The 17,782-nt window shown below is 59.3% G+C and carries 15 protein-coding genes; 11 read left to right on the forward strand and 4 right to left on the reverse strand.

Annotated elements, in window-relative coordinates; all coding sequences use genetic code 11:
* Positions 1-40: 40 nt before the first annotated feature.
* The 11 genes from USH94_RS05060 to dsbG all read left to right on the forward strand — a co-directional run bounded on the left by USH94_RS05060 (position 41) and on the right by dsbG (position 11,216).
* The gene (locus USH94_RS05060) at positions 41-1,411 is read left to right on the forward strand and encodes a sucrose-specific PTS transporter subunit IIBC (protein ID WP_023619263.1); all 1,371 of its coding nucleotides are present in this window, start codon (positions 41-43) and stop codon (positions 1,409-1,411) included.
* Complete coding sequence (locus tag USH94_RS05065; protein ID WP_111963599.1) at positions 1,411-2,817, forward strand: sucrose-6-phosphate hydrolase; 1,407 nt, start codon at positions 1,411-1,413, stop codon at positions 2,815-2,817. Before USH94_RS05060 ends, USH94_RS05065 begins: the two co-directional genes overlap by 1 nt.
* Before the next feature lie 28 nt (positions 2,818-2,845).
* On the forward strand, positions 2,846-3,853 hold the full coding sequence (locus USH94_RS05070; RefSeq protein WP_111963598.1) for a LacI family DNA-binding transcriptional regulator: 1,008 nt from the start codon (positions 2,846-2,848) through the stop codon (positions 3,851-3,853).
* 98 nt (positions 3,854-3,951) lie between these two features.
* Positions 3,952-5,502, forward strand: coding sequence for a methyl-accepting chemotaxis protein (locus USH94_RS05075; protein WP_111963597.1), 1,551 nt, complete (start codon positions 3,952-3,954; stop codon positions 5,500-5,502).
* Between the two features lie 118 nt (positions 5,503-5,620).
* Entirely contained in the window at positions 5,621-6,133 is a 513-nt protein-coding gene (locus USH94_RS05080; protein WP_111963596.1) for an AAA family ATPase, read from the forward strand.
* 149 nt (positions 6,134-6,282) lie between these two features.
* A complete protein-coding gene (locus tag USH94_RS05085; RefSeq protein WP_111963595.1) occupies positions 6,283-6,702 on the forward strand; it encodes a hypothetical protein in 420 nt (139 codons plus the stop codon).
* Between the two features lie 5 nt (positions 6,703-6,707).
* Positions 6,708-7,268 carry an RNA polymerase sigma factor gene (locus USH94_RS05090; RefSeq protein ID WP_111963689.1) on the forward strand — a complete coding sequence of 187 codons (561 nt, stop codon included), beginning with the start codon at positions 6,708-6,710 and terminating at the stop codon, positions 7,266-7,268.
* 87 nt (positions 7,269-7,355) lie between these two features.
* Positions 7,356-7,724, forward strand: a complete 369-nt coding sequence (locus tag USH94_RS05095) for a hypothetical protein (RefSeq protein WP_111963594.1) — start codon at positions 7,356-7,358, stop codon at positions 7,722-7,724.
* Between the two features lie 48 nt (positions 7,725-7,772).
* Positions 7,773-9,797, forward strand: a complete 2,025-nt coding sequence (locus USH94_RS05100; protein WP_111963593.1) for a protein-disulfide reductase DsbD family protein — start codon at positions 7,773-7,775, stop codon at positions 9,795-9,797.
* A gap of 7 nt (positions 9,798-9,804) precedes the next feature.
* On the forward strand, positions 9,805-10,416 hold the full coding sequence (locus USH94_RS05105) for a DsbA family protein (protein ID WP_111963592.1): 612 nt from the start codon (positions 9,805-9,807) through the stop codon (positions 10,414-10,416).
* A gap of 41 nt (positions 10,417-10,457) precedes the next feature.
* Positions 10,458-11,216, forward strand: coding sequence for a thiol:disulfide interchange protein DsbG (gene dsbG, locus USH94_RS05110; protein ID WP_111963591.1), 759 nt, complete (start codon positions 10,458-10,460; stop codon positions 11,214-11,216).
* A 39-nt stretch (positions 11,217-11,255) separates the two neighbouring features.
* Here dsbG and USH94_RS05115 read toward each other — a convergent pair whose 3' ends face one another.
* The 4 genes from USH94_RS05115 to USH94_RS05130 all read right to left on the reverse strand — a co-directional run bounded on the left by USH94_RS05115 (position 11,256) and on the right by USH94_RS05130 (position 17,775).
* Positions 11,256-12,548, reverse strand: coding sequence for a glycoside hydrolase family 10 protein (locus tag USH94_RS05115; RefSeq protein ID WP_111963590.1), 1,293 nt, complete (start codon positions 12,546-12,548; stop codon positions 11,256-11,258).
* Between the two features lie 7 nt (positions 12,549-12,555).
* Positions 12,556-12,843, reverse strand: coding sequence for a VF530 family DNA-binding protein (locus USH94_RS05120; RefSeq protein WP_111963589.1), 288 nt, complete (start codon positions 12,841-12,843; stop codon positions 12,556-12,558).
* A 94-nt stretch (positions 12,844-12,937) separates the two neighbouring features.
* On the reverse strand, positions 12,938-15,112 hold the full coding sequence (locus tag USH94_RS05125) for a glycoside hydrolase family 2 protein (protein ID WP_111963588.1): 2,175 nt from the start codon (positions 15,110-15,112) through the stop codon (positions 12,938-12,940).
* On the reverse strand, positions 15,109-17,775 hold the full coding sequence (locus USH94_RS05130) for a response regulator (protein WP_111963587.1): 2,667 nt from the start codon (positions 17,773-17,775) through the stop codon (positions 15,109-15,111). The genes USH94_RS05125 and USH94_RS05130 overlap by 4 nt, the downstream gene beginning before the upstream one ends.
* Between the last annotated feature and the right edge of the window lie 7 nt (positions 17,776-17,782).

Raw genomic sequence — 17,782 nt, forward strand, 5'->3', positions numbered from 1 at the left:
CGTTTCGTACATCATAAAAAGAAGTCAGGCAGAGGTATCTATGGATTTTAATCAAATCGCCCGCGAGCTTATTCCGCTGCTCGGTGGCAAGGAAAATATCGCCAGCGCGGCGCACTGCGCAACGCGTCTTCGTCTGGTGCTGGTCGATGACGCGCTGGCGGATCAGCAGGCCATCGGCAAGGTCGACGGCGTAAAAGGCTGCTTCCGTAACGCCGGGCAGATGCAGGTGATTTTTGGTACGGGCGTGGTCAACAAGGTTTATGCCGCGTTTATTCAGGCGGCCGGGATAAGTGAGTCCAGCAAGTCGGAAGCCGCAGATCTGGCGGCGCGCAAGCTGAACCCGTTCCAGCGCATTGCCCGTCTGCTCTCCAACATCTTTGTGCCAATCATCCCCGCGATTGTGGCGTCCGGTCTGCTGATGGGCCTTCTCGGCATGGTGAAAACCTACGGCTGGGTCAATGCGGATAACGCCATCTACATCATGCTGGACATGTGCAGCTCCGCGGCGTTCATCATCCTGCCTATTCTGATTGGCTTCACCGCCGCGCGCGAATTTGGCGGTAACCCGTACCTCGGCGCGACGCTGGGCGGCATTCTGACCCACCCGGCGCTGACCAACGCCTGGGGCGTGGCGTCGGGCTTCCACACCATGAACTTCTTCGGCCTAGAGATTGCGATGATTGGCTATCAGGGCACGGTATTCCCGGTGCTGCTGGCCGTCTGGTTTATGAGCATCGTCGAGAAAAACCTGCGCCGCGCGATCCCGGATGCGTTAGACCTGATCCTGACCCCGTTCCTCACCGTCGTTATCTCCGGCTTTATCGCCTTGCTGATTATCGGCCCGGCGGGGCGCGCTCTGGGGGACGGTATCTCCTTTATTCTGAGCACGCTGATCGCCCACGCGGGCTGGCTGGCCGGGCTACTGTTCGGCGGGCTTTACTCGGTAATTGTGATCACCGGTATTCACCACAGCTTCCACGCGATTGAAGCCGGGCTGCTGGGTAACCCGTCGATTGGCGTTAACTTCCTGCTGCCGATCTGGGCCATGGCGAACGTGGCGCAGGGCGGCGCCTGTCTGGCGGTGTGGTTCAAAACCAAAGATGCCAAAATCAAAGCCATTACCTTACCGTCGGCGTTCTCTGCGATGCTGGGCATCACCGAAGCGGCCATTTTTGGTATTAACCTGCGCTTCGTTAAGCCGTTTATCGCCGCGCTGATTGGCGGTGCGGTGGGCGGCGCCTGGGTGGTCTCCGTACATGTATACATGACTGCCGTCGGGCTGACCGCCATCCCGGGCATGGCCATCGTGCAGGCCAGCTCGCTGCTGAACTATATTATCGGCATGGTGATTGCCTTCGGCGTGGCGTTTACCGTCTCGCTGCTGCTGAAATATAAAACGGATTCTGAATAATGACGTTACCTTCCCGCTGGCCTGCGATCCTGCAGGCCGTTATGAAAGGTCAGCCGCGGGCGCTGGCGGATAGCCACTATCCGCAATGGCACGCCGCGCCGGTGACGGGGCTGATGAACGACCCGAACGGGTTTATCTGGTTTGCCGGCCGCTACCACCTGTTCTATCAGTGGAACCCGCTGGACTGCGAGCATCGCTTCAAGTGCTGGGGGCACTGGAGCTCTGCGGACCTCGTGCACTGGCGGCATGAGCCGCTGGCGCTGATGCCCGACGAAGAGTATGACCGCAACGGCTGCTACTCCGGCAGCGCCGTGGACAACCAGGGCGTTTTGACACTGTGCTACACCGGCAACGTCAAGTTCGATGACGGCAGCCGCACCGCCTGGCAGTGCCTGGCCGTGGAGCAGCCGGACGGAACGTTTACGAAGCTGGGGCCGGTGCTGGCGCTGCCGGAAGGCTACACCGGCCACGTGCGCGACCCGAAGGTGTGGCAGCACGAGGGGATGTGGTACATGGTGCTCGGCGCGCAGGATGTGCAAAAGCGCGGCAAGGTGCTGCTCTTTAAGTCAGCCGATTTGCACGCCTGGACGTCCTGCGGGGAGATCGCCGGTCACGGGGTTAACGGCCTGACGGACGCGGGGTATATGTGGGAGTGTCCGGACCTGTTTGCCCTCGACGGAACGCATGTTCTGATCAGCTGTCCGCAGGGGCTGGCGCGCGAGCCGCATCGCTACCTCAATACCTATCCGGCTACCTGGATGAGCGGGGCGTTTGATTACGCCAGCGCCGCATTCGATCACGGCGAGCTGCACGAGCTGGACGCGGGGTTTGAGTTTTACGCACCGCAAACCACGCTGGCGGAAGATGGACGCCGCATTCTGATCGGCTGGATGGGCGTACCGGACGGGGAAGAGATGCTTCAGCCAACCCGGGCGCACGGCTGGATGCACCAGATGACCTGCCCGCGCGAATTACGGTACCGCGACGGCAGGCTCTGGCAGATCCCGGCGCGCGAGCTGGCGGCGCTGCGTGAAGATGAGGAGCGCTGGCAGGGGCGCGCCATCGAGGCGCCTGAACTGGACGCGACGCGCCTGGAATTTGAGCTGAGCGCCGCGCGCGTGAACGTCGATTTTGCCGGCGCGCTGCGTCTTATGGTCGATGAGCAGGGCGTGCGTCTGGAACGCGCGAGCCTGAAAACCGGTGAAACGCTGACCCGCTACTGGCAGGGCGACGTCACTCATTTACGCGTTCTCTGCGACCGCTCCAGCGTTGAAATCTTCATCAACCACGGTGAAGGAGTGATGAGCAGCCGCTATTTTCCTGCCCATCCGGCCCGGGTGCGGTTCGAAGGTGCGTCCGATATCACATTACGCTACTGGTCGCTGCGCGCCTGCATGATAGAATGAGGGTTTTGGCAGCCGGATCTAAGTCGTTGTGAGAAAAACAAAACGCGTCACCATTAAAGACATCGCGGAGCTGGCGGGGGTGTCAAAAGCCACCGCCAGCCTGGTCCTGAACGGGCGCAGCAAAGAGCTTCGCGTGGCGGAAGAGACGCGCGAGCGCGTGCTGTCAATTGCAAAAGAGCACCACTATCAGCCCAGCATTCACGCCCGGTCGCTGCGCGATAACCGCAGCCACACCATTGGTCTGGTGGTCCCGGAGATCACCAACTACGGTTTTGCCGTCTTTTCTCACGAGCTGGAAACGCTGTGCCGCGAGGCGGGCGTTCAGCTGCTGATCTCCTGCAGCGATGAAAACCCGGGGCAGGAGACGGTAGTGGTGAACAACATGGTGGCGCGTCAGGTGGACGGGCTGATTGTGGCTTCCAGCATGCTCAACGATGCGGACTACCATAAGCTCAGCGAGCAGCTGCCGGTGGTCCTGTTTGACCGCCACATCAACGACAGCGCGCTGCCGCTGGTGATCACCGATTCCATCACCCCGACGACCGAACTGGTGGCGGACATTGCGCGCCAGCATCCGGATGAATTCTACTTCCTCGGCGGCCAGCCGCGCCTTTCTCCGACGCGCGACCGCCTGGAAGGGTTTAAGCAAGGGCTGCGTGAGGCCGGCGTGGAACTGCGCCCCGAGTGGATCATTCACGGCAACTATCACCCGAGCTCCGGGTACGAGATGTTTGCTGAACTCTGCGCCCGCCTGGGGCGTCCGCCGAAAGCGCTGTTCGCCGCCGCCTGCGGGCTGCTGGAAGGGGTGCTGCGCTATATGGGCCAGCATAACCTGCTGCAAAGCGATATCAGGTTAGCCAGTTTTGACGATCACTATCTCTACGATTCGCTGACGATCCCGGTGGATACCATCCGCCAGGATAACCGACAGCTGGCGTGGCACTGCTTTGATTTGATTAGCAAACTGATCGAGGGGGAGAACCCGGAACCGTTGCAACGCAAGCTGTCTGCCACCCTGCAGCGGCGCTATAAGTGAGCAATATAGCCCGGACCGATACATCAATAACTTTAATTAATTTAAGTTTTGGAAGCGCCGATAACCATAAGGAATAATTCTCCTTGAGGTATTGGTTTATGTCGTTGAAAAAGTCGTCCCTGATTGTCCTGTTCTCACTGCTTTTCTTCTTTGTTGTCAGCACCGTCACTAGCGTTGGCCTCATCATTAAAAGTAATAATTCGCTGGATAACGTCAACAAAGAGATCCAGGTTGTGCTGTCCATTATTGACCCCATCAACCACAGCCGTACGCTACGCGTGAGGGTTATGGAGTATGTGAAGATGGTGGAAGCGGGTAATACTGCCGACGAGGCTGCCAAGCTTGCCGCCGTGAAAGAGGCGCTGACCAAAGCGGACCAAGCCTTTGCGGCCTTTATGGCGTCGCCGCGTCTGCCGGATGAAGCGCCGCTGGTGACAGCCTATCAGGACGGCTGGCAAAACTACCGCAACCAGGGGCTGGCGCCGCTGATCGACGCCGCCGAGGCGCACGATGTGGCTGAATTCAACGCGCTGATCCCGGAAGTCTCCCGCCTTGACCGCCAGTACGAGATCGTTCTCGACCAGGTGCTTTCCGTCCACCAGAAATACGCCAAAAGCCTGAACGAAGATGCGAGCAGTAACTTCGTCTCTGGCCTGGCGATCGTTGCCGCTATCGCCAGCCTGTTTGTGGTGGTGATTATCGCCGTCAGCCTGCTGATGAAGCGCTTTGTCTTTGCGCCGATCAACCTGGCGCGCGAGCACTGCAGCCAGATTGCGGCTGGCAAGCTGGACATTCCGGTGCCGGTGAAGGGGAGTACAAGCAACGAAATCGACCATCTGATGGGCTCGATGGAGCAGATGCGTCAGGCGCTGCTGGCGACCATCGCCCAGGTGCGCGATGCGAGCCATACCGTAACGCACGCAGCGCAGGAGATTGCCTCCGGGAATATCGACCTGGCGTCACGCACCGAACAGCAGGCTTCCGCGTTGACCCAGACGGCAGCGAGCATGGAAGAGCTGAGCGCGACGGTGGCGAACAATACCGACAACGTTTATCAGGCCGGTAAACTGGTGCAGGACGCGGTGAAAAATGCCCACACCGGTGAAGCGGTGACTCGTGAAGTCATCGACACGATGAATACCATCGCGGCGAACTCGAAGCGCATTGAAGACATCACCAGCGTGATTAACAGCATCGCCTTCCAGACCAACATCCTGGCGCTGAACGCGGCGGTTGAAGCGGCGCGCGCCGGTACGCAGGGTCGCGGCTTTGCGGTCGTGGCCAGCGAAGTGCGCACTCTGGCGCAGAAAAGCGCGGTGGCGGCTAAGGACATTGAAAGCCTGATCGCGCAGTCGGTATCCAGCGTGAAAAACGGTGCGGAGCTGGTGAGCCGCTCGGGCGAGGTGATTGACTCGATCATTACGTCGGTGAATAAAGTGAATACGCTGATGGAGCAGATCTCCGTCGCATCTGAAGAGCAGAGCCGCGGGATCGGCCAGGTCGGGCAGGCGGTGACCGAAATGGACGGCGTGACCCAGCAGAACGCCGCGCTGGTGCAGCAGTCCGCCGCCGCAGCGGCCTCGCTGGAAGAGCAGGCGCAGCAGCTTTCGCGGAGTATTTCGAGTTTTAGGTTGCCGTTGCAGGCTTGATTGAATGAGGGAGGCTCCGCAAGGAGCCTTTTTTGTACCTGGCATAACCGTAACTGTATAATTCAGGAGATCTCTACAGGCAGCACAAATCTAATATTAACTATCACCAGGGAAAGTTATGTTAATCATTTTTAGTGGGCTACCCGGCAGCGGTAAAAGTACCGTTGCAAAAATTGTTGCTCAAAGGCTGGGGGCTGTTTATCTGCGGGTTGATACCGTTGAGCAGGCCATTCGTTCAGTTTCTGAACCCGGCCAGAAAACGGGTCCGGAGGGCTATTTTGCCCTCTATGGCTTAGCAAGTGAGAATCTTAAGCTGGGCTCCACCGTTGTTACCGATTCCGTTAATGATATTAACCTTGTGCGAGATGCTTTCCGCAATATTGCTCTGTCGTTGAAGGTGCCTTTCCTGGAAGTTGAAATTGTCTGCTCAGACGAAAAAGAACATCGTTTTCGCGTAGAGAACAGAGTCTCTGATATCCCAGGGCTCACGCATCCTGACTGGGAACAGGTTAAAAACCGTGAGTACGAAACCTGGGAAAGAGAACATCTCATATTGGATACCGCCCTGTTATCAGCTGCAGAGTGTGCAGATAAAATCCTGGAAATTAAGAACGCTCTAAACCGGCCTTAAACGGTGAACAAGCGCCAGCAATGGCTTTCACGGGGCGTGTGAAAATACGCTCCCCGCAAAATTATTCATTCCCCCAAGCAATATTTGCCTCCCTCATCCGTCTACCTCATCACACGCCATAATCAGTTACTGTAAACGAGGTAAACACCATGAGAGATTTTGAAATGCACGGCAGAGGTCACGGGCGCGGATTCGGTCGTCACCGTATGGGCAAGGGCTTAGTCATCGGCGCGGTGATTTTCATCGTGCTCGGCCTGCTGGTGATGTCCCTGTGGAACGCCTTGCTCCCGGCGATCCTGGGCGTGAAGGCCATCGGATTCTGGCAGGCGCTGGGGATTCTGGTGCTGAGCCGCATTCTGTTTGGCGGCTTAGGTTTCCGCCCCGGGATGTTTGGCGCGCACCGCCGGATGCACGAGCGCTGGATGAACATGACGCCCGAACAGCGCGAGGCGTTTATTCAGCAGCGTCGCGAAGGGTTTGGTCGCCACGGTCGTGGGCACTGCGGCTGGCACGGTCATCGTGACGATAAGCGCGATGAAGCCACGCCAAAAGCGCCGGATGCAGAGTGAGCGAGATGAAAGCCGGGGAGACGGGCGGATCCATGCTGATGTCGGCGCTCAATGCCTGCCGCGCCCGGCTGAAAGCCTTCATTCGCGGACGGATCTCCGTGCGCGATGATGCCGACGACATTTTGCAGGAAGTGACGTATCAGCTGATGAAAGTGGAGCAGCCGGTCGAAAACGTCGCCGCCTGGCTGTTCCGCGCGGCGCGTAACGAGATGACCGACCGGGCGCGCAAAAAGCGTGAGGTGTCGCTCTCCGGCTATTTTACGGGCGAAGACGACGACGGTTTCCCGGAAGACGAGCTGGCCGAAACCCTGTTCGGCGTACCGCACACGCCGGAAGAGGAGTACCTCAAGACGCTGCTGTGGGAAGAACTGGGGCAGGCGCTGTCTGAACTTCCTCCGCCGCAGCGGGAGGTATTTGAAAAGACCGAGCTCCACGGCTACAGCATCAAAATGCTGGCAGAGGAGACCGGCGCCAGCGAACAGGCGCTGTTATCCCGCAAGCACAAGGCGGTGCTATTTCTGCGCACGCGGCTGCGGGACGTCTATGACGCGCTGACGGGCGAATAGCGGCGACAGACAAAACCTTACACTTCCGGCACTTGTAGATTCATCACTATCGTTTATGATCGGGGCGTCTTGTCACTCTGGAATGTTATGCGCAACCGTCAGCTCCTCGGAAAATGGCTTTTGATTATCACCTGTCTTGCGATGGCGCTTTGCCTCGTGCAGCGTGCGGTGATGCTCAACCATTTTTTACAGGGACTGGAACCGCAGATTTCACTGAGTGCAGATGCCCCAACGCAAACCAGCACCGAGCAGTCCGGGCCATCGCCCTGTCAGCTAGGCGCGCACTCGCTTCTCTGCGCCCAGCCGCTGTTTTTCGACGGCGCGCTGCCGGCCATTATTATCTTCTTCGCGCTACTGCAGCTGTTTACGCAAGGGCGGGCAATGGCTCCTGCGCAACAGTCCGTTCAGGCACCGCCTCCCCGAATACACCTGAAAAACTGCGTTTTCCGTGAATGAAAAACATCGTCACCACACGATAATTTTTCACTGTTCACGGAGTACAACATGGTTAACCTCTTCAGGGGATTCGTCTTCCTGTGGCTGTCCTGCATCGGCATTGCCCATGCGGCGGACACCGGCTGGCTGGTCTCCCCACAAAACGATCACGCCCGCATCCGCTTTCAGGCGGAGAGGGAACAAACGCACATTAAGGGTCTGCTCACCGTTGAGCTAAAGCCCGGCTGGAAAACCTACTGGCGATCGCCGGGCGAGGGCGGCGTGGCGCCGAAAATCAGCTGGACGGACGGCATAACGGACAGCTGGTCCTGGCCGGTTCCGTCGCGTTTCGATATCTCCGGCATGACGACGCAGGGCTATCACGATAAGGTCACTATCCCGATCGTTCTCGACGGGGTGAAGGGCGACGCGCTCGACGGGACGCTGACGCTCTCTACGTGCAGCAACGTCTGCCTGCTGACGGACTACCCGCTGCATCTCGATTTTACCCAGCCGGTGGATGAGGGCTTCCGCAGCGACTTCGAGCAAGCGATGCGCGCCGTTCCGGGCACGTCTGGCGTATCCACGGATCTCTCCGCCTGGCTCTCTGGCGACAAGCTGGTGATTACCGGCACCACGGATGGGAAATGGGACAATCCGGGGATCTACTTTGATCCGCTGGAGGGCGATATTCTGCCCGGCGAGCCGGTTATTAAACATGACGGCACTGCGCTTCGGGTGACGGTACCCGTGACCGACGAATGGGGAGACAAACCCGCCTCGCTGGCAGGCAAAAGGCTGTCGTTTGTGCTGACCAACGGCGATCGGGCGCAGCAAACCACCATGACCGTTGGGACAACGCCCGAAGAGACCTCCGCGCCGGGCGGGACGGGAAAAATGGTGCTCTTTGCGCTGCTGGGCGGGCTGATCCTGAACCTGATGCCCTGCGTGCTGCCGGTGATGGGCATGAAGCTTAACAGCATCCTTCAGGCGGGATCGGACAGGCGTACCATCCGGCTACGCTTCTTCGCCACCAGCGCCGGGATCCTCACCTCCTTTATGCTGCTGGCCGGGATGGTCACCGCGCTGAAGCTGGCCGGAGCGTCGCTGGGGTGGGGCATTCAGTTCCAGAACCCGTGGTTTATCGGCCTGATGGTTGCCGTGACCTTCCTGTTTGCGCTGAACCTGTTTGGGGCGTTTGAGATGCTGCTGCCTTCTTCTGCCGCAGGACGGCTGGCGACGGCAGGGGGATCGGGGATTGGCGGCAGCTTCTGCGAAGGGATGTTCGCCACGCTGCTGGCGACGCCGTGCTCCGCGCCGTTCCTCGGTACGGCGGTTGCTTTTGCCCTTGGCGCGCCGCTGCACGCCCTGTGGCTGATCTTCCTGATGCTCGGCGTGGGCATGAGTCTGCCGTGGCTGTTCGTTGCCCTGGTGCCGAAAACGGCCATGCTGCTGCCAAAACCCGGCCGCTGGATGAACACGCTCAAAACGATCCTGGGCCTGATGATGCTGGCCTCCAGCCTCTGGCTGGCGACGCTGTTGAGCGTGCATCTGGGCGAGGCGGTCAGCCAGATCGTGATGCTGGGGCTGACTGCCGTCGCGCTGGTGCTGTTTGCGCTAAAGGGGCAAAAATCTTCGCCGCTGTTCTGGCTGGTGGTCATCGCGCTGTCGGCGTTCGGCGGGTATCAGGTGCGCGGTCTGCTTAACGCGGGGCCTGACGCTCCGGCACAAAACGTTGCGCAGACTATCCCGTGGCAGCCGCTCAGTGAAAAGGCTATCGAGAACGCGCTGGCGCAGGGGAAACGGGTGTTTGTGGATATTTCCGCGGACTGGTGCGTGACCTGCAAAGTTAACGAGCATCGGGTGCTCAGCCAGCCGGACGTGATTGCCGCGCTGCGCCAGCCGGACGTGGTGGCCCTGCGCGGAGACTGGAGCCAGCCGTCCGCGTTTATCGCGGATTTTCTGGCGAAGCGAAACCGCTACGCCATTCCGTTTAACGCGGTGTATGGCCCCGGCCAGCCTGATGGCGAGATCTTCTCGCCGCTGCTGGACAAGCGCACCCTGGTCACCACCCTGAACAACGCAAAAGGCTAACTGTGTCATGAAAAAACTCTTTATTACGCTGCTGCTCCTGCTGGCCCCGCTTCAGGTATTCGCCGCGCAGCCGCTGACGCCGGACCAGGAGCAGCGTGCGCAAAAGACGATCGCTGATTTCCTGTTTAACGATCCGAACTCCCCGCGCATCGGTGCGAAAAACCCAAAGCTCACCCTGGTGGTGTTTACCGACTACAACTGCCCGTACTGTAAAAAATTCGATCCGTACCTGGAGAAGATTGTCGAAAAACACCCGGACGTGGCGGTGGTCTTTAAGTTTTTACCTTTCCGCTCGGAAAGTTCGCTGACCGCCGCACGAGACGCGTTAACCGTCTGGCGTGCGCATCCTGAGCAGTTTATGAAGCTGAACCACACCCTGATGGCGAAAAAGGGGTACCACGATGACGCCAGCATTCAGGAGGCGCAAAAGCGGGCGGGCGTGAGCGTGACGACGCCGGATGAGGAGAGTTTTCTGACGATCAGGCGCAGCCTCATTGTGGCGGAAAAAATGGGGATTCAGGGCACGCCCGCCACGCTTATCGGCGAGGGGCTGCTTCCCGGCTGGGTGCCGTTCGAACAGTTCGACGAAATGGTCAGTGAAGCACTGAAAAACCGCTAACCTGAAGGGGGCGAAATGCCCCCGATAAACCGGAGAGGGAAATGAAAAAATTACTGTTACTTTCGGCGCTGGCGACGTCAGGGCTGGTACAGGCGGCTGAAGCCATACCGGACGTGGTGAAGCAGTTCAGCGAGCAGCAGCAGATCAAAATCATCAGGAAGCTGGATGCGCCGGGCGGAGCGCCAGCCTGGCTCGGGCAGTATCAGGATATGGGCGTGACGCTCTTTCTCACGCCGGACGGCAAGCACGTGATCTCAGGCTATCTTTATGATGACAAAGGGAAGAACCTCAGCGAGGGCTACTTCCAGAAAGAGATCTACGCCCCGATGGGACGCGAGATGTGGAAAAACCTCAACGCGGCGCATCCCCTGAAGGAAGGGGCGGATAACGCCCCGCGTAAGGTCTTTGTGTTTGCCGATCCGTTCTGTCCGTACTGCAAGCAGTTCTGGTCCGAGGCGCAGCCGTGGGTGAAGGCCGGTAAGGTGCAGCTCAACACGCTGCTGGTGGCGTTCCTCAACCCCAACAGCGGACGCAACGCCGCCGCTATACTGAACGCGAAAGATCCGGTTGCTGCCTGGCGCGAATACGAGCTTTCCGGCGGCAAAAAACTGCCCAAGCCTGAAGGCGAGGCTTCGCGCGAAACGGTAGCGATACTGCAGAAACATCAGGCGCTGATGGATAGCCTCGGCGCTAACGCCACGCCGGCCATTTATTATCTGAATGCGGAAAACGAGCTGCAGCAGGTGGTGGGGATGCCGGATGCGCAGCAGCTCGAGGCGATGTTCGGGCCGAAGCCGTAAAAGACCAGGCAGAAACGGGCGTTTCTGCCTGGTGGTCACTCAGCTACCCCAGCGTCCACGGAGATAGTTTACCGCCTGCTGGGTCTGCGGCTGGTTCAGGTAATCTTCCCGGAACAGGATGGTGCCGTTGACGTTGGGCAGCGAATCGTTGAGATCGAGCTGCTTTTTCAGCTCCGGCACGCCGCCCTGAACCGTCCAGTCCGGCTCTTTTTTCGACGGCTCGCCCACCTTGTAGAACGCAATGCCGATATACAGGCGAGTGTGTGTAGGCTTCACCACGTCGGCCCACCATCTGGTCAGCACGTCGTAGCGCGCGGCATCCCGCGAGAAGGGCCAGTAAATCTGCGGCGCGATGTAGTCCAGCAGGCCCTGCTGCACCCACTGACGCGTATCGGCGTAGGATTCATCATAGGCCGCGGCGCCGCGGGTGTCGGAGCCTGCCGGGTCAAAGGAGCGATTACGCCACACGCCCGCCGGGCTGACGCCAAACTCTACGTTGGGTTTTGTCTGCTTGATCGCGCGGGAGACCTGGACGATCAGCTGCTGCGTGTTGTGTCTTCGCCAGTCGGCTTTTGAGGCAAACCCCTGGCCGTACTGCCGCCAGGTCTGCGAATCATTCAGCGCGGAACCCGGCGATTCGGCATAGAAGTAATCATCAAACTGCACGCCGTCTACCGGGTAGTTCGCCACCACTTCGGTGACCACTTTGGTTATCCAGTCGCGCACCTCCGGAATGCCCGGGTCGAGCACAAAGCGGTCACCCGAGATGCGGACCCATTCCGGATGCCGGACATAAACGCTGGACGGCGTCTGGTATGACGTCCGGTTCAGGGCGGCGATGGTGGACGGCTTGGTGTTGGTCGATACGCGATAGGGGTTAAACCAGGCATGGACCTTCATGCCGCGCCTGTGCGCTTCATCAAGCATAAACTGCAGCGGGTCGTATCCCGGATACTCACCGATGTTGCCGGTCAGCATATCTGACCACGGTAAAATTTTGGATGACCAGAGCGCCGTGCTGTCCGGCTTCACCTGGAAAAATACCGTGTTGATGCCGAGCTGCTTAAGGTTGTCGAGCTTTGCAATCAGCGCCTGCTTTTGCATCGCGATGCGCTGGTCCGCGCTGCGGCCATTCACCGAGGCCACCGGCGGCCAGTCGAGACGCGAGACGGTCGCCAGCCAGATCCCGCGCATCGGCTCGTTTGCCTGCGGCGTCGGTTTATTGACTGTGGGAAGAGGGGTAACCAGCGATTTGGGTGGTTTTGAGGAGCAGCTTACAAGTAAAAGTGCGCAGGCAGCCAGCGCACCAATCCGTTTTACGTGTCGCGTCATTTGCGTATTAGCTCTTGATAATCCTGCTGTTGGCCCAGGGATTAAATGCGGGCGCCGCCTGCTCTGTATTTCCCTCATCATCGAGAGAGTCCAGATACAGGGCTTCAACCTCCGCGCGCGCCCACGGGGTACGGCGCAGAAATTTCAGGCTCGATTTAACGCTGGGGTCTTTTCTGAAACAGTTAATTTTGATTCGGTCGCCCAACTCGCTCCAGCCATATTTCGCCACCAGGGCGTTGACCATCATCTCCAGCGTTACGCCATGCAAAGGATCTTTGGAAATATGTGCAGTCATAGGCGTCCGGATGTCTCGATTTTTAGGGGATTGGGGTAAACGCTGAAAGGGTACAAGAAAGCAGGGGAAGCGGCAATTTTCCTTTTCCCCTCGCTCACCTTATAACGGACTCCGTGCGCTGATTTTCGCCGACAATTTTTCCCGCGCTGTTTTCAATCGTAAACCGAATCGACACGTCGTCCTGGCCCTCGGGCGTGGCCGTAAGCGTTTTAACCATCGTTCCCGAATCTGCTGCGATCGTCATCGTCGTCGTGCCTTTTGCCAGCACCTTGTCGCGCTGCGTGATGCGCCAGCTCAGGCGGCATTCGCGGCACGGTTTCCAGGTGTCGTTGATGGCCCACAGACGCACGCTCCCCGCCGCCCCGGATTGCCACTGCGCCGTCACCGGTTCAATGGACGGCAAAACAGGCTGGTAGGCGCGTTTTAAGGCGTAAAACCCGGCTTTAGGCTTACGCAGGTAGTCCACCACGCCCCAGTTGATGGAGGGCCAGGTTTCTACAAACATGAAGTGGAACAGGGCCGTCACCGGCTGGTATCGCTGTCGACGGTAGCTCTCTGCCGCCGTGGCCACCAGCTGAGACTGGTACGCCTGAGTATTGCGGATCATCGCCTGAATGTTCTTCCCGCGCGGAATACCGGCAAACTTAAAGGTCTGGAAGGGCTGAAAATTATGGTATTTCCAGACGGTCCAGCCGGGATCGTCAGCGGCGGTCGTTTTTGGCCAGAGCGACGCCGCCGGGATGATGGTTTTTAGCGTTGACAGGCGGGGAAGCGCCTGCGCGCCGAACTCGGTGATGATCCCCGTTTTGGCCGGAGCAAGCAGGTCGCGTACGGTACCAAAGTACCAGCCCGCCCAGTAATGCTCCTCAACGGCGGAAAAGCGATGCACGATGCGCGAAGTATCTTCGGCAAGCGTATCCGCTACCTTTTGCGTGAGTTCGCGGTTGAGGTTTTTATTCCAGTCCGGGAAGCGTTTTTCCATCCAGGGCGAGTTCCACGGCGGTTCGTTATGCCCGCCCCAGACGATAATGGCGGGGGAATTACCGAACTGTTCGATCATCTCCCGCGTCTGTCGAACCGCATTTTCCGTGAAAGCCGCACTGTTGTTGTAGCCCCACTGCAGCGGAACATCCTGCCAGATCATCATGCCCATCTCATCGGCCACGTCATACAACGCACGTCCGGCAACGTGTCCGTGCACGCGTATGGCATTGGCGTTCATGGCTTCCACCAGACGAAGATCGCGACGGTATTTTTCTCGCGTCATGGTGCTGAGCCAGGGGGAGCCGATGTAATTGCTGCCCTTAATGAAAAGGCGTTTGTCGTTAATGAGCCAGCCCTTATTGTCGGGCTGCTCGACGATCTTGCGCAGCCCGGTGCGGGTGACCGCCGTATCCATCAGGCCGTTTTCATCCCGCAATGCCACGCGAATGGTATACAGGTGGGGTTTTCCGGTACCGACGGGCCACCACAGTTTTGCCTTCGGCATAGGCAGCGTCACCTGCACGGAATGGGCGCCGCTTTCGAGGGTAACCGGAAAGTCAGCCTGGAAGCGATTGCCGCTGAAATTGGCGGGCGTGGCGGTGAGCCGCACGGTCGCTGGGCCCTGGCCGAGCGCCCGATAGCGAATATCTGCTTTCAGCGCGGGGTGCGTCAGCCCCTGTGACCAGTCTGGTCGCAGGATGGTCTCATCCAGGGTAGCGCCCCGGCTAAGATGCAGCCTCACCGGTGCCCAGATGCCGCCCGAGTTGGCGTCCTGTCCTTGCGGCGACCAGGCCCCGCCGGGACGCGTGTCATGCTGGTTAAGGATCCCTTTCATGAGCGTTTTTTGCAGCGGCCAGACCTTATTGGGATCTTCGTAAGGGCTGTCCACCCTGACCACCAGTCGGTTGTGACGTTGTAACGCCTGGCTGGCATCCAGCGAAAAGCGCTGAAAATAGCCCTCATGTTGGCCGAGCTGCTGGCCGTTCAGGGTGACCTCGGCCAGGTAATCGACGCCGTCAAAAACCAGGGTGCTCATTACGTCGGGCGGCTGCACGGGCAGGGAAAAGGCGTGCTTGTACCACAGCGCGCCCTGATGATCGTATCCGGCGCTGTACCAGTTGGCGGGGACCTGAAGCGGGCGCCAGCCTGATGCAGCAGGATGCGCGCTATTATTGGCGTCCTGAACCTGCCATTCTCCAGCAAGAGACCAGCTGACCGGTGCAGAGTTAGCCACAGTGTGGGTGGTCAACAGGGCAAAGAGCAGCGCGCAGTTGCGAGCGTTCATGCGTTTACCCCGCGCGCGTTGAGCCACGCCATCAGGCGCAGCGATTCCTTCTGAAGCTGCTGGTTTAGCGTCGCAAGCTGTTGCCCCTCCAGCGTGTGCGCCTCGCTCTCCAGCACCTGTAGTTGCTGTGCGAGCGTGCTGAAGTCCAGGGTGACGGCTTCTCCTCGCAGCTTGTGGGCCGCGCGGCGCAGCGCTTCACGATCGTCGCTGTCGATAGCCCGGGTGATGGCCTTCATGGCCTCCTCCAGCCCTTCGCCAAACAGGGCCAGCAGCTCCTGAACCAGCGCAGGGTCGTCAGCGCACTGCTTCAGCAGGCGTGCTTCATCCGGGAAGTCGGAAGGGGCATCGTGGCGCGGAAGCACGCGAGCAATCTCTTCAGCGAGACGCTCCTGGCTGATGGGTTTGGCAATGTAGCCGTCGAAACCCATCTGAAGACAGCGCTCTTTATCCCCCTGCATGGCGTGTGCCGTCATGGCGACGGTGGGCTGAGCCGGGCCGGGGCGGGCGCGTTCTTCTTCACGCAGCAGGCGAATGGCGGTTTCACCGTCCATCTCTGGCATCTGAAGATCGATCAGCAAAACGTCCCACGCGTCCGCGCGCCAGCGTTCCAGCAGCGCGACGCCATTATCGACGATCTGACAGGTGTGCCCGAGCCGCTCGAGCAGGCGCGCGGCGACCTTCTGGTTGACCAGATTATCTTCCGCAAGCAGGACCCTGAGCCCGGCTGTGTCCGGCGCGACGGTGGGCGCGGGCGCGCTTTCACTCACCGTCTTCGGTGCACGTTCAAACGCCGCAGCAATCGCCTGATGCAATTCATTCTGGGCGATAGGTTTATGCAGGTAGTTCTGGATACCGATCCGCTTCAGCATATTGATATCAAAATGTCGGCTCATGGAGCTCAGCATGATGATGTGGCTCTCAGCAACCTGCGGCAGCACCGAAAGTTCGAGAGCCAGCGACACGCCGTCCATATCCGGCATCTGCGCGTCCAGCAGGATCAGGGGCCATGCCGTTCCGGTTTTAACCCGGTTGATGGCCTCGCTGGCGTTATTAACGCAGGTGGGTTTCAGCCCCATCTGGCTAAGCATGGCGGCCAATAGCCGCAGGTTGGTCGCGTTATCATCAACCACCAGCACGGGCTCCCCGTTAAAGCGATGGCTATGCCGGCGTTCCTCCGGGCCAGGCGCCTGGGCCGCAAGCGGCAGCGCGAAGGAAAATTCGCTGCCTTTCCCCGGCTCGCTGGATACCGTTAATTCGCCGCCCATCGCTGCGACCAGTCGCGCAGAGATGGTTAGCCCGAGCCCTGTTCCGCCGTAGCGGCGGGTGGTTGAGTTATCCGCCTGGCTGAAGGCTTCAAAAATGGCCTTTTGCTTATCAGCCGGGATGCCAATACCGCTGTCGCGCACCCGAAAACGCCAGTGATTCGGATCATCCCCGGATTCAACAATCAGGATAACTTCTCCCTGGTGCGTAAATTTCAGCGCATTACCCAGCAGATTGGTCAGAACCTGACGCAGCCGGGCGCCATCGACCAGCAGCACGTCGGGAACGTCGGGTGCAATATCAACCAGAAGCTCGATGCCTTTTTCGCTTGCGCCCGGCATGTGGGGGCGAATAAGCGACTGAATGAAGGGGCGGACCGGGACGGGCTCCGCCTCCAGCTCCACTTTTCCGGCTTCAATCCGGGAAAAGTCGAGAATGTCGTTGATGATATGCAGCAGAGACTGGGCAGAACTCATTACCAGGGTCAGATAATCGCGCTGATCGGCGCTGAGCGCCGTATCCAGGCACAGCTGGGTCATGCCAATAATGCCGTTCATTGGGGTGCGAATTTCATGGCTCATATTCGCCAGGAACGCGCTTTTTGCCTCGTTGGCTTTTTGTGCCTCAATGGCCGAGGCGAACGCCTGAATTTCAGCCTCCTTGCGGCGCGTAATATCCTGCAGCGTGCCAATCACGCGCTCGGCGTTTCCCTCAATAGAGAGCGTGACCACCTGGCCGGAGAGCAGCATCCAGCGCAGTCCTTCGGTAGGGTGATGCACGCGAATTTCACATTCAAAGACCGGGCGATGATCCTGCTTCGAAGCCTGTAGAGCCTTGCGCAGCGCTGCGCGATCGTCCTCGTGAACCTGGTTAAGTAAAAAACGCACAGGATATCGCCACTGGGTGCGCGACTGGCCCAGCATGGCAAGCAGGGTGTCGTTCACCTGGAGCGTGTCGCCGGAAACCTGCCAGTCCCAGATCCCGATATGGATGGATTCCGCGGTCAGCAGAAAATCGTCATGCAGCTGGTGCCGCGCCCGCTGTGCTTCATCCAGCTCGGTAATATCGCTGTGCAGGCTGACAATGCCGCCGTCCGCAAGGCGCTGATGCTGGACGAAGATGCGCCGCTGGCCCGCCTGCCGCACTTCGCAGTGTTTATCCTGCCGACAGTTGCGCACGATCGACTCGCGCAGCGTCTGACGCAGGCCGGGGTCGACGTTGTAAACGGCGTCGATAAAGCGTTCCGCCAGCGACTCCAGCGTTGTGCCCACCTTCAGCCACGGGGTAATGACCGGATAAAAAAGGGCCACGTTGTGATTCCAGGCCTGCAGGCGTTCCTCGCGGTCATAAATCATGACGGCCGCCGGCAGCGCGTTAAGATCGTACGTGAATGCGCTCATCGTGATC

The organism is Enterobacter sp. 148H3, from assembly GCF_034107425.1.
Lineage (GTDB): Bacteria > Pseudomonadota > Gammaproteobacteria > Enterobacterales > Enterobacteriaceae > Enterobacter > Enterobacter vonholyi.